Raw genomic sequence first — 11,412 nt, 5'->3', positions numbered from 1 at the left:
ACCCGATGTCTGAGATGACAAAAAATCAGGATTATTCTGAACGAATAACTTAAAAGAATCTAACAGTTTTTGCTCATCAAAATCGTTTGAGCTCTCCACTTTAGACAGGAGTGCTGATATGGGGATTTGAACCCCAGTCGCCGGCGTGAAAGGCCGGCATGATTGGCCCCTACACTATATCAGCAGGAGAATCATTACCTGAATGATTGCCTTACTCTATTCGCAACTTTAGGTTATATACGTTTTGATTTGGGATTCGGACTTTAATTTATGGGATATTTTAGTTAAATAAATAAATTGGGTTTTATGATTAAGATTATTTGTAGATCTCTTTGCCTTCGCTCTCTGCTTTTGGCTTAAAAGCGGCAACGAGTTGTGCGGCGACGGGACCCGGTTTTCCGGTTCCTATTTTTCTGCCGTCAATTAATGTGACAGGCGCAATCTCTGCGGCAGAACCGGTAACCAGAATTTCGTCTGCAGTGTATAGATCAAAGTAACCGAGATTTTGCTCTTTTACAGGTATTCCAAGCTCTGATGCGATTTCAAGGAGAACCATTCTTGTGATGCCCCTTAAATTGTTTAATGTGGGTGGTGTCAGGATCACGCCGTTTTTAACGACAAAGATGTTGTCTCCCGAGCCTTCTGCCACATATCCGTTTGTGTCAAAAAAGATTGCCTCATCTCCGCCCTTGTAATTTGCCTCAATTTTTGCAAGAATATTGTTTAAATAATTAAGACTCTTAACATTCGGCGGAAGTGCATCAGCAGGATTTCTTCGTATTGATACTGTTATTGCGCGAAGTCCCTTTTCATACAGATCGCCATACATTGCACCCCATCCTGTTGCAATCACAAAAATAGTGGGTTTTTCACATTTCCTCGGGTCAAGGCCAAGGTCGCCGATGCCGCGTGTTACAACCAGCCGGATATAAGCATCCTTTAACTCGTTTTTTCTGAGGGTTTCAAGGACAATTTCTTCCATTTCAGCCTTTGTAATGCCAATATTGAGATCAATTGTCTTTGCAGAGTCATACAGCCTGTCAAGGTGTTCGGTTAATCTGAAAACCCTTGAGTTATATGCTCTGATTCCTTCAAAAACACCGTCTCCATATAAAAGACCGTGATCAAAAACAGATACTTTTGCCTCCTCCTTTGGCAGGTATTCCCCGTCCAGGTAGATAATCATAGAATTTATGTCAGCCCTAAAGATAATTATTTTTTGCTTTATTCATACCAAAAAGTCTGAAAAAATTAAAAAATAATTATTAAACCGGGATATATTCCTGTAGTATAAAAAAAGCGGTTAATTCCTGGTTCTGCATTCTGAAACAAAGTTTTCGATCATATTTTTTGATGCAACAGGGTGCAGATGTGTGTATGATGCAAGCGTTTTATTCTTTAGAGCGCCGTCAAGATTTTCCCTGATTCCTCTCCCGCGGGAGAGTGTATATGAAAAATGAGTGTCCTTTGGAAGAATTACATCTGTATGATGGAATTCGTGTCCGCTGAAATAAGATGCACCAAGAGGACATTTTTCATCTGAATTTCCCTTTACATATCCGATTACCCTTCGCGTGGGCATTCTGGTCTCACCGTCAAATACACCTGCCATATCATACTGCATATCTGATTCAAGATTGTTCCAGCCTTCTTTTAGTGTCAGTTTTTTTGTCAGATAGATAAGTCCGCCGCATTCGGCATAAACAGGGATGTCATTTTTTGAGATTTCAGTTACGGCCTCACGCATCCGGCTGTTATCCTCAAGTTCCTTTGCAAACATTTCGGGATATCCTCCGCCAATGATGTACCCGTCGGCATCCGGAAGTCTGTCATGAATCGGGCTGAATTTAATAATCTCGGCACCGAGGGCAGGAAGTATTTCGAATAAGTCGTTATAATAGAAGTTGAATGCCTCATCAACTGCTACTCCGATTTTAATATCAGAATAATCCGGTGGTATGAACATTTCAGGTTTTTTAAGAGGTGGTGCTGACTCTTTTGAAAGATCCAAAAGTGTGTCTGTGTCGATGTTTTTCTCGATAATTTCTGTTACCTTTTCGACACGTTTTAGAAATTCATCGTCATTTTTACCTTCCAGATAAGGAACAAGGCCGAGATGGCGCATTGTGAGTTTCATCTCTTCGGTTCTCGGGATTGCGCCGATAACAGGAATTCCTGTGGTGTGTTCTATTGCAGTTTTTGCTTTGTTTTTATGGTTATCACTGATAATCTGGTTGAGGATTATGCCTTTTATTTTTACTTCCGGATCAAATGCACAAAAACCCTTTACAATTGCGGCCGCACTTCTTGTAATGCTCTGGGCGTTTAAAACCAGAATCACATTCTGATCCAGCATCTTTGCCACACTTGCTGTTGATCCTGTATCTGCGAGTGCTTCAGAGCCTTCGTAGAGGCCTCTGACTCCCTCTGTTATGGCGATGTCAGCACCGACACATGCATTATTGTATGAGTCCTGAATCTGCTCAGGAGTCATCACAAAACTGTCCAGGTTTCTGCACATCCTGCCTGTGACGCCGGTAAGATAAGAAGGGTCAATGTAGTCCATTGCAACCTTAAATGGCTGCACTGTATAGTCTTTTGAAAGATATGCGGAGATACCGAGTGTGATGCTGGTCTTTCCGCTTCCCGAGCGGTCTCCTGTGATAAGAAGACTTTTCATCTAAAACTCCGGAGAACATCTCCAAATTCGCTTGGGACAATATTTTTGACACCAAGAGTCTTTGGATGCAGGTCAATTTCAACAACTACATGGTCGTGGCCGAATTCATGGAGGGGTTCAACCTGTCTTGGCCCGTTTGTTACTGAAAAAACTTCAATTCCATCCAGATATTCAGGCGGAATTGCGTGTGGCACGCCTGCTATAAGTGCAAAATCCGGTTTACATTCTGATATTGCCTCTCCAAGCCTCTCACCATTTGCGCCGTACTCATCAAGTGCTCCTATATATTCTGCGGTTACGCCCGCTTTTAAAAGATCTTCCCTGATGTTTTTCGCATCATTTCTGACTTTTGGAAGCCCCCTTTCCTCTAAATTTGCGATGTATTTAATGTCAGCATCAGGACAGGAAGTATTGAGAGCAGTTAAGGCATCGGCGAACATGTAAGCTGTTTCCTTTTTCGCATTCATAATTGCAATACCTTTTTTACCTGAATCTACACATTCAAGTAGTCTTTCTGCGACCAGATGCTTGAGATCGCCTCTTTGTGGCTGAATATATGATTTGTATGCCGCACCCCGCAGTCTTTCAACCTGGTTAGCCGCATGAAGGAGCTCCTTTTGTCTGGCAAGCTCTTCGGTGTTGATCCATCCGGCTTTTGCGGCAGGTTCAAGTGCTGCAATAACGCCGTCGATATTCTCCTTAAATCCTGCGTGGATGTCAACTGCTATTGTTGGTGTAGTAACTCCTGAATCTTCAATTGCAGCTTCCATGTCCTCACCGATTATCATTGAAACACATGTTCCGACAACTGCCATTCTCTTCGGTTTGAACTCCGTTTCGGCATATCTGAGAACTTTTTCAAGGATTTCCTGTCCGCCGAATATGAACTCATTATCAGAGAGTGATGTTGTAAGAACCCGAAGTCCGTCCTCTTCAAGGAGTCTCGCATGTTTAAAAGAGCATCCTGAAGGTCCGTGCAGGATTGCAACCTCAACACCGAGATCCCTTACAGTATAAAGACCTGCAACGATAGAACTCGGCCTGGGCTGAATATATTTCATATCTTATTACCTCCATGTTTTAACACAAAGAACTATTGCGCCTGTATTTGCATCTTCAATGGCTTTTTGTTTTCCTGAATTAAGATTATTTTGATAATTAACGGGTATGTTCCCTATGTTCTCTGATTTTATGCCATTTAGGGAATTGCCTACAATTACGACTTCTGCAGGTGCAATCTCTATTATTGCATCAGTTACATCCTTCTCACTAAAGCCTTCACAGATGTTTTCCGCCTCAATTCCAATTACAAGGGTTATCTCATTTAAACCTGTTAATTTTCTGGCATAGGATGCCGCTGTTAATGTGGTTTTTTTGTTAACACCGCTGTTGGAATTATCAATAATCTGTATATCATTTATTTTTGAAACTGACATTCTGCCTTCTATCGGAATGAAAGTTTCAAGATCTTTAGGATCTGTTCCAAGAATACACCCTGCGGCAGTTGCCGTTGCTATTGCTTCCCTGTATCCATCCACCAAAAGAAGCGGGTTTGAAAAATTACCTCTGATATCTTTGTATGAGTATGAGCATGTATCCTCATTTACGGATACAAGATCAGAAGAGTATATCCCCTCTTCAACCGGGAAATTCACTCCAAAAGAGAGAAGAATTTTCTCTGCCCCTTTTAGTGATCTGATCTTTTCAGCGAGTGCGGTCTTATTCCCGCCTGCGAAAGCATAGTCTTCATCTGATGTCAGGATGCAAAGATCACCAATTCCGGAGATCCCGAGTGACTCTTCGGCAATAAGCCATCTGTCTTCTTTAAAAGCAAGTAATGCAGGGTTTATCACAGATGCGGGGGTGATACTCTTTTTAAAAATAACTTCATTCTCCGGAATTTTACAGGTTCCCTTTGAAGTATGGAGAATACCTTTCCCTTTAAGGATATGAGAAAGGGCAAAGGCGGTCGTTGTTTTGCCGCGTGTGCCTGTAATCTCTATTGTCTTTACTGTTTTTTTGTCCTGCAAAATCATTGCAACTGCGTTGTGGTGTGTGATTACAGGTGTATCTGAGTAATTTAGAAGAGGATGCCCGGGATTTAAGTGAACAGGTGCCACAATCAGATCATACACTTTTTTTTTGGCTGCATCTTCTGAGATTCCCGACTCATGTCTGTAAATGTCAACCATATCGCATTTATGGCCGCATATCTCAAGATGAGTGGCTATCTCTTCGCCGCCGTGAATGGTGTCAAGCACCAGAATGTACATAAAAAATAAAAAAATTAAAGATATTTCTCGGTTGCCTGCTTTGCACTTGAGATCATGAGGTCTGCAAGCATGGGGTTTTCGCCGATTGGGTGTGCATATACGAGCGGGACTTCGCCTTTCTCGGTTGCAAATGTGCCTCTGTGGCTTCCTTCTTTAAGTCCGAGTATACCTGGGATGTCTTCATCGATATGTACTCCTCTTGCAAGGAAAAGAGGTACAACAACCATTGATTCAATATCCTCTTTTCTGAATTCCTCGAGAATTTCAGGAATTGAGGGAGTGCTGTTCTCCATAAATCCACATCTTACAAGATATCCAGTTTCCTTCTCGGAAACAAGTTTTGCTGTGTTTTCTATGAGCTGTTTGTTATATGGTTTTGTACTGCCGTGTCCGACAAGTAAGAATCCAGTCTTAGACATATCATACAATGTACAACAATTATTAATAAAATAATTACCGATTCTTTTTTGGATATGACAATTATATGTTAATGAACTGATGGGTGATTTTGAAAGAGATATAGTGCATTGCCTCAATGATTTTTTCACGGAAAATAATCTGAAAGGATATGCATACAGGCTAAAGCAGTCAAAATTTAATACGCAGTATGTTGATGTTTTGGTAGATTCACTCAATCCGCGATATTATCTTACAATTGAGTGCAAGTCAATAAAAGGAAAAAAGATCTATTTTTCACAGCATTTTCATGAGGATAAAAATAATGTTCATCAGGTTGATGCGATATGGGATTTCATTAAGAAAACAGGCAGGAGAGGTTTTCTGGCAGTTGAGTTCCGCGGCGGAAAGGGAAGTTCAAACAAGGCCTATCTTATGTCCTGGCCTGATATAATGGAATTTAGAAAAAATGGTGCGGGGATCTCAATTGAGGATTTCAAATCCGGAATTGAACTTGAAAGATGCTCCGGCGCTTACCGGCTCCCATGTCTATACCCAAAGGAATTAGATAGTTTATTACAAAAAGATACGGGAGAATGATGGACTCCTATGATCGGTACGAACTGATGATAAACGGTCGTACAGTAAAAACTCCAATAGCTCTTGCTTCTATGGCAGGAATTACAGATGCCTCATATGCTCTTTTGAGAAAGGATAATGTCGGCATTGCCTTTATTGGCGGATACTCCATAGACGAACCTGCCATGAATGCAAGTGCAATGATGGAAGAGGAAGGGCGCCATGAATTTAAATATGAAGATCCTGCATCAGAAATTAAAGAAGAAATCCAAAAGTTCAAAGATACTGATGTAATACCCGGTGTTAACCTGCGCGGGACATCCCCTGAGTCTTTTTTAAATATATATTCAGTACTTGGAAATGAGGTCATATACGAGATCGATGCACACTGTCGTCAGGAGGCGATGATTCACGCCGGCAGCGGAGAGTATCTTCTTAAAAATACAGATACTCTTGCAGATATAATCAGGGCTTTAAAAGAGGCAGGCGCAACAGTTTCGGTTAAGATTCGTGCCGGTGTGGCAGATAATGATGCATCTCTTGCACGGAAAATATGGAAGGCCGGTGCAGACATAATTCATGTTGATCTGATGGATTTTGGGAATGAAAAGCTCAAACAAATAAGAAACAACTGCCCTCTGATAATTATTGCCAATAATTCGGTAAACACCTTTGAAAAAATGAAGGATCTGCTTGCACACGGGGCTGATCTGGTTTCACTTGCAAGAAATGCGGATAATAATACACTTGAGCATCTGAATAAATCAATAGAAAGATATGCAGATGAATCCGGCTGGTACAACTCGCCAAAGCAGTTATGCCGGGGGGGAGATATCAGAAGTCTTACATTCTGCTGTATGCCTGTTAAGCAGTGTGCTCTTATTCCCACCTTAAAAAGAATAGGGATGTCACCAAAAGAGTATCATGATTTAAAGATCTCTTTGGTTGCAAATACTCCCCTTTCATCAGGTGAGAGCACCTGTTTTGGAAGTCTTGCGTGGTGCTGTAAGAGTTCAACGCCGTGCATGTTTCGCGATATATCCCTAAAGCGGGAGGGTCTGACACATGCAGATTATATGCGATATAAACACCGCCTTTCTGAAAATATTTTAAAGAAGGTATTTGATGAAACAACTGAAGACAAATCCTGCTGAGCTTGCACAGCTTGCAATGATGCTTGAGGTCTGTGCAGAAACAAAACCCGGCAATGTTGACAGGTATCATGATTATGAAGATACCTTTCTTGAACATTTTCTTGCATCTGCAATTCTTGTAAGATCTGCTTTTGAGAAGGCAGAAAATTATGAAGACCTGAAAGGGATCGGAATAGGAAAACTGATATATGATTCTGTCTCTCTTACAAATTCCCACTCAGGAGGCAACACTCATTTTGGTGCATTTATTCTTTTAATTCCTTTAATTGCAGGTAGTGGAATTGAGGGTGCAAAAGAGCTAATCAAAAAGACTACGGTTGAGGACGCCGTTTCATTCTATAAAGCATTCGGCTTAACACAGGTTCGGATGAATGATTCGGATGAGATGGATGTGAATGATCCTGCTGTTCTGGATATGCTTCGGGAGAAGAATATGACCCTTTATGATGTCATGGAATATTCCTCCGGCTGCGATATGGTGTCAAAGGAGTGGATATCAGGGTTTGATCTTACAAGAAAAACTGCTGATTATCTTCTTTCTTCAGGAAAGGGTAAGGATGCAATCCCTGATGCATATATGTCACTTCTGGCAACAGATGAGGATACGTTTGTAACAAAAAAACTGGGGCGAAATGTTTCATTATGGACGAAGGAGACGGCAGGGAAAGTATTATCCGGTGAAATGTCTGCAGAGGAGTTTGATATCCTGTGTTTAAAGAAAGGCATTAATCCCGGTTCAATAGCCGATATAACAATAGCAGGGATCTTCACTGCACTTATGGAGGGATGGGAATGGGACTCTTAACCGAAGGAATAAATGAGATAATAGCAACGACAAAGCAGAATGCAGCGCCAATCGGGATCATAAACCGGGGCGGTTCGTTAAAAATCGTGCTCTTTAAAGGATCACACACTGCAGAAAATGTTCTGGAAGACGGACTTTTTGTTGCCAGTTTTGTATTTGATCCTGTAATTTATGTGAAAACCGCATTTGAGGATCTGGAAGAGGATTTTTTTGAAGAAGAGACTTTTGAGGATATAACATTTTACAGGTTAAAGGATGCGGAAGCCTGGATTCTATTTAAGGCAGAACTTTTACAGGAGACAAAAGAGGCTTTTATCTTTGAACTTGTTATTTTGAAAGAGGAAATAATAAATCTGAATCTTCACCCTGTAAATCGCGGTTTTAACAGTATTGTTGAGGCAACTGTTCATGCTACAAGGTATGTTATTACTCATGATCCTGTGCTTAAGGAACTTATAGATTATAATCTCGGGATTGCAAAGAAGTGCGGTGGAAAGTCTGAACTGGAAGCAATTTTGGGTTTAAAGAAATATCTGGAATGATTTCCTGATTATAGGATACAAATTCCAAAAAAACCGTATTTTCATTCAATTAAATTCTTTTAAATCTGGCATTTCTGTAACTTTTCGGCTAAATTTGTTATAAGGATAAATTCAGGGAAAGTCGGAATATTTAGAGTTGCCTAAATTCCTGAATGGAGATAAAATGCAAAAAAATTGGATTTAGAAGACTTTCTATTTATAAGATATAATTTGATTAATTTTTATATAATGCATCATTTTTGATTTTAAAAAACAGATTAAGCAGGCACTTAAAACAAATTAAAATAAAAAATAGTCCAAACAAACTTAGAGAATATAGTAAATAAAAAAAATTATGTTTAGGTTGATTGTCCAACTACCTGTGAAGTACCATCATTGAAGAAAGCAGTAAATACAACTTTTTCTCCAGATTTTGGATATGTGGTTACATTAAAAGTTCCTACTGATGGCGATGCCATGTTATCAACGCCTGTACCATTTGTCCATTGGAGATAGTCTATTTCCCCAACATCTGCACCTGAAAAGACTGTAAATGTAACTAATCCTGCATTATTTACACCTGTAGTCAGACGTGCATCTTTCTGTGCACTTGATTCTAAGTCTCCTGCGAGACCGAATACAAATACTGCAATTACTGCTGCGAGAATGACTGTAATTGCGACCATGAGGATAACACCGATAACCGGTGAGACTGCCTCTTCTCTTTCTGTAAATCTCATAATAAATCACCTTTATGCCGTCCTGTTTATGGATGGGGGCATAATTTAGTTTAACAATAGTATATCAACCTCATATATTTAAAAACGTTTTGAGTTATTTTCAATTTATAAATATAGGGCGGGGATTATGGTTCGTATGAAATATTATTTCGAAAATGCATAAATTCAGAAAAAATAGTGGTTAAAAGAGGACTAAAAATATTTTTATGGTGAAATATTTCTTTTTTATTCAATGATTAGTGTAAAATGATCCCCTCTGTCTGTTATTTCCGATTCCGGAATTATGGATTTTATAAATCCTTTTATATAAGCCGCGCTGATTTTGTTGTCTGAAAAGGCTTTTGAGATATTGTTTTTCATCTCTTTTTTAATCATAATCCTTTTGCGGGCTTTATCTTTGGATATCTCATAATCAATTCCTGAAACAAGAAGTATCCCTTCCAGAATTGCATTTACTTCCATTTTTGGATGCATTCTCATTAATATTTCCTCAGCATCACGTTTTCCAATATTTTTCACAATTCTCTCAATTTTTTCATTCACCAGAATATCATTCTCTCTGATAAGTACTCCTAAAATTTCACTTGATCTGTCAGCCGGTTTCCAGTCACGCGACAGTTTCAAAAGCTGCCAGTCTCGCGCAAATGAGCTGGTATCCGACATTTGATTTCAGCTCCTTAGTATTGAGTATATTATTGTGCATATTCCGATTATGACCAGAAAACGTGAGAATAATGCTGACCAGAACATCCAGAATGATTCCAGTGTGAAAAGTGTTGTAATATCGGTCAGAACAATTCCGAATATGAGCATAAATATTCCGTAAATCAGCAGAAGGAGGCTCTGTTGCTTTAAAACCCTGTAAGCATCATAAAGATATATTAGTAGTGCTCCGCCGAGAACAAGTGTAATTATTGCAAGCAGCTGCTGCATAAGTTCAATTTCCATGTAAATCGTATTCCTCCATATTCCAGAATTGCTCTTTAACTTTTTTTACTGTCAAAATCGGTTTTATGTCTCTTACTCCTGAAAGTTCGCTTAAAGGTATCAGAATGTCGGATTTAAGTTCGGAGATCTCATGGACGCGTGCCTTTGCCAGAAAATCGCTTGGCTCGAGTGTTTCATAAACTTCCAGAATATGATCCATTCGCAAAAGAAAATGTTCCACATCAGGCTTTAGCAAAGGATCAACCGATATTGAAAGAAAGACTATTATTGAATTTTTAAAAAATTCAGGATTCACCACAATTGTAAAACGCTGAATAATGCCATTTGTTTTTAATTTTTCAATTCTCTTAAAAACTGTTGAAGGCGCTATGCTAAGCTTTTTTCCAAGATCTGCCATAGACGTTCTGCCGTCTTTTGCCAGTTCACTTAATATTGCATTGTCTACGTTATCCAACATCTTAACCTTTTTTTCTAATCTAATCTTTGGAGATATAATGTTTTTTGTTTGGTAAATCTTTATTTATGGTGGTCGGATTGATGCTGTAAAGCTCACTTCTGGATGGATAAGCATTTTTTATAGAATATTCAATGAATGTTTTGGCATCCCTGCAGGATTTTTGAATATTATTTCCCTTCACAAGTCCTGCAGTTATTGCCGATGACAGACAGCATCCCGAGCCGTGGATGTCATAGGGAAATCTCTCTCCTGAAAATTTAATTACATCTTTGCATGAGATAAGATAGTCTTCCGAGAGTACTCCCTTTAAGTGCCCGCCTTTGATAAGAACGTTTTCTGCTCCCATTTCAAGGATTATTTTACCTGCCTTTATGATCTCATCCTCGCATGATATATTTTTTAAACCTGATATTGCACAGGCTTCCGGAATGTTTGGGGTTATTATTGTGCAGCGGGGCAGAAGAAGTTCTTTTAGCGCTGAAAAAGCCTTTTCATCGATGAGTTTTTTGCCGCTTGTGGCGATCATTACGGGATCGGTGACAATAGGAGTGTCTTTTGGAACAGAATTAAAAACTGCTTCAATTATTCCTGATGTGGGAAGCATTCCTGTTTTAAAAGCCGCGACATTATACTCTTCCAGAATTGTTTCAATCTGCAGGGATACAGCTTTTGGTTTTAGATGCCATGCATCTGCAACCTTTGCGGGATTCTGTGCAGTAACAGAAGTTATAACAGAACAACCCCAGACCCCGAGTTCTGAAAATGTCTTAATATCAGCTGTTATTCCCGCACCTCCCCCTGAATCTGAACCTGCAATTGTGCATGCACAGGGCATCTGCGCCTCTTTCATGCATCATAG

General features: G+C 39.7%; 14 protein-coding genes and 1 tRNA gene. 4 read left to right on the top strand and 11 right to left on the bottom strand.

The window, feature by feature from the left end; genetic code table 11:
• Nucleotides 1-111: 111 nt before the first annotated feature.
• From ACTB1O_RS10335 to cfbA, 6 genes are all read right to left on the bottom strand, one after another.
• Nucleotides 112-184 (bottom strand) — tRNA-Glu (locus ACTB1O_RS10335).
• 132 nt (nucleotides 185-316) lie between these two features.
• A complete protein-coding gene (gene ilvE / locus ACTB1O_RS10330; protein ID WP_462995055.1) occupies nucleotides 317-1,186 on the bottom strand; it encodes a branched-chain-amino-acid transaminase in 870 nt (289 codons plus the stop codon).
• A 117-nt stretch (nucleotides 1,187-1,303) separates the two neighbouring features.
• Nucleotides 1,304-2,680 (bottom strand): Ni-sirohydrochlorin a,c-diamide synthase, encoded by a 1,377-nt coding sequence (gene cfbB / locus ACTB1O_RS10325; protein ID WP_462995054.1) that lies wholly within the window; start codon nucleotides 2,678-2,680, stop codon nucleotides 1,304-1,306.
• Nucleotides 2,677-3,741 carry a Ni-sirohydrochlorin a,c-diamide reductive cyclase catalytic subunit gene (cfbD, locus tag ACTB1O_RS10320; protein ID WP_462995053.1) on the bottom strand — a complete coding sequence of 355 codons (1,065 nt, stop codon included), beginning with the start codon at nucleotides 3,739-3,741 and terminating at the stop codon, nucleotides 2,677-2,679. The genes cfbB and cfbD overlap by 4 nt, the downstream gene beginning before the upstream one ends.
• A gap of 6 nt (nucleotides 3,742-3,747) precedes the next feature.
• On the bottom strand, nucleotides 3,748-4,953 hold the full coding sequence (gene cfbE / locus ACTB1O_RS10315) for a coenzyme F430 synthase (protein ID WP_462995052.1): 1,206 nt from the start codon (nucleotides 4,951-4,953) through the stop codon (nucleotides 3,748-3,750).
• 14 nt (nucleotides 4,954-4,967) lie between these two features.
• Nucleotides 4,968-5,372, bottom strand: coding sequence for a sirohydrochlorin nickelochelatase (gene cfbA / locus ACTB1O_RS10310; protein WP_462995051.1), 405 nt, complete (start codon nucleotides 5,370-5,372; stop codon nucleotides 4,968-4,970).
• Between the two features lie 79 nt (nucleotides 5,373-5,451).
• Between cfbA and ACTB1O_RS10305 the strand changes: the two genes are divergently transcribed.
• The 4 genes from ACTB1O_RS10305 to ACTB1O_RS10290 are packed head-to-tail and all read left to right on the top strand — an operon-like array spanning nucleotide 5,452 to nucleotide 8,429.
• Nucleotides 5,452-5,949 (top strand): Holliday junction resolvase, encoded by a 498-nt coding sequence (locus tag ACTB1O_RS10305; protein ID WP_462995050.1) that lies wholly within the window; start codon nucleotides 5,452-5,454, stop codon nucleotides 5,947-5,949.
• Nucleotides 5,946-7,082, top strand: coding sequence for a methanogenesis marker 9 domain-containing protein (locus ACTB1O_RS10300; protein WP_462995049.1), 1,137 nt, complete (start codon nucleotides 5,946-5,948; stop codon nucleotides 7,080-7,082). The genes ACTB1O_RS10305 and ACTB1O_RS10300 overlap by 4 nt, the downstream gene beginning before the upstream one ends.
• Nucleotides 7,054-7,887, top strand: a complete 834-nt coding sequence (locus ACTB1O_RS10295) for a triphosphoribosyl-dephospho-CoA synthase (RefSeq protein ID WP_462995048.1) — start codon at nucleotides 7,054-7,056, stop codon at nucleotides 7,885-7,887. The genes ACTB1O_RS10300 and ACTB1O_RS10295 overlap by 29 nt, the downstream gene beginning before the upstream one ends.
• Nucleotides 7,875-8,429 (top strand): DUF447 domain-containing protein, encoded by a 555-nt coding sequence (locus ACTB1O_RS10290; RefSeq protein ID WP_462995047.1) that lies wholly within the window; start codon nucleotides 7,875-7,877, stop codon nucleotides 8,427-8,429. The genes ACTB1O_RS10295 and ACTB1O_RS10290 overlap by 13 nt, the downstream gene beginning before the upstream one ends.
• Nucleotides 8,430-8,767: 338 nt before the next feature.
• On the opposite strand, the gene ACTB1O_RS10285 is transcribed toward ACTB1O_RS10290, so the two are convergent.
• From ACTB1O_RS10285 to thiD, 5 genes are all read right to left on the bottom strand, one after another.
• Nucleotides 8,768-9,148 (bottom strand): type IV pilin domain-containing protein, encoded by a 381-nt coding sequence (locus tag ACTB1O_RS10285; RefSeq protein ID WP_462995046.1) that lies wholly within the window; start codon nucleotides 9,146-9,148, stop codon nucleotides 8,768-8,770.
• Nucleotides 9,149-9,373: 225 nt separating this feature from the next.
• Nucleotides 9,374-9,811 (bottom strand): hypothetical protein, encoded by a 438-nt coding sequence (locus ACTB1O_RS10280; RefSeq protein WP_462995045.1) that lies wholly within the window; start codon nucleotides 9,809-9,811, stop codon nucleotides 9,374-9,376.
• A 6-nt stretch (nucleotides 9,812-9,817) separates the two neighbouring features.
• Nucleotides 9,818-10,096: a DUF7521 family protein gene (locus tag ACTB1O_RS10275; RefSeq protein WP_462995044.1), complete on the bottom strand. Its 279-nt coding sequence runs from the start codon at nucleotides 10,094-10,096 to the stop codon at nucleotides 9,818-9,820.
• Nucleotides 10,086-10,553, bottom strand: a complete 468-nt coding sequence (locus ACTB1O_RS10270) for an Lrp/AsnC family transcriptional regulator (protein WP_462995043.1) — start codon at nucleotides 10,551-10,553, stop codon at nucleotides 10,086-10,088. Before ACTB1O_RS10270 ends, ACTB1O_RS10275 begins: the two co-directional genes overlap by 11 nt.
• 19 nt (nucleotides 10,554-10,572) lie before the next feature.
• Nucleotides 10,573-11,388, bottom strand: coding sequence for a bifunctional hydroxymethylpyrimidine kinase/phosphomethylpyrimidine kinase (thiD, locus tag ACTB1O_RS10265; RefSeq protein WP_462995042.1), 816 nt, complete (start codon nucleotides 11,386-11,388; stop codon nucleotides 10,573-10,575).
• Nucleotides 11,389-11,412 lie beyond the last annotated feature (24 nt).

The organism is Methanomicrobium sp. (assembly GCF_055145805.1).
The sequence above is the reverse complement of the archived record's forward strand: the minus strand, read 5'-3'. Positions and strand labels throughout refer to the sequence as shown.

Bases quoted from the DNA above. Each gene is read 5' to 3' on its own strand.
- ilvE (WP_462995055.1), bottom strand. From the start codon at position 1,186: ATGATTATCTACCTGGACGGGGAATACCTGCCAAAGGAGGAGGCAAAA.
- cfbB (WP_462995054.1), bottom strand. From the start codon at position 2,680: ATGAAAAGTCTTCTTATCACAGGAGACCGCTCGGGAAGCGGAAAGACC.
- cfbD (WP_462995053.1), bottom strand. From the start codon at position 3,741: ATGAAATATATTCAGCCCAGGCCGAGTTCTATCGTTGCAGGTCTTTAT.
- cfbE (WP_462995052.1), bottom strand. From the start codon at position 4,953: ATGTACATTCTGGTGCTTGACACCATTCACGGCGGCGAAGAGATAGCC.
- cfbA (WP_462995051.1), bottom strand. From the start codon at position 5,372: ATGTCTAAGACTGGATTCTTACTTGTCGGACACGGCAGTACAAAACCA.
- ACTB1O_RS10305 (WP_462995050.1), top strand. From the start codon at position 5,452: ATGGGTGATTTTGAAAGAGATATAGTGCATTGCCTCAATGATTTTTTC.
- ACTB1O_RS10300 (WP_462995049.1), top strand. From the start codon at position 5,946: ATGATGGACTCCTATGATCGGTACGAACTGATGATAAACGGTCGTACA.
- ACTB1O_RS10295 (WP_462995048.1), top strand. From the start codon at position 7,054: ATGAAACAACTGAAGACAAATCCTGCTGAGCTTGCACAGCTTGCAATG.
- ACTB1O_RS10290 (WP_462995047.1), top strand. From the start codon at position 7,875: ATGGGACTCTTAACCGAAGGAATAAATGAGATAATAGCAACGACAAAG.
- ACTB1O_RS10285 (WP_462995046.1), bottom strand. From the start codon at position 9,148: ATGAGATTTACAGAAAGAGAAGAGGCAGTCTCACCGGTTATCGGTGTT.
- ACTB1O_RS10280 (WP_462995045.1), bottom strand. From the start codon at position 9,811: ATGTCGGATACCAGCTCATTTGCGCGAGACTGGCAGCTTTTGAAACTG.
- ACTB1O_RS10275 (WP_462995044.1), bottom strand. From the start codon at position 10,096: ATGGAAATTGAACTTATGCAGCAGCTGCTTGCAATAATTACACTTGTT.
- ACTB1O_RS10270 (WP_462995043.1), bottom strand. From the start codon at position 10,553: ATGTTGGATAACGTAGACAATGCAATATTAAGTGAACTGGCAAAAGAC.
- thiD (WP_462995042.1), bottom strand. From the start codon at position 11,388: ATGCCCTGTGCATGCACAATTGCAGGTTCAGATTCAGGGGGAGGTGCG.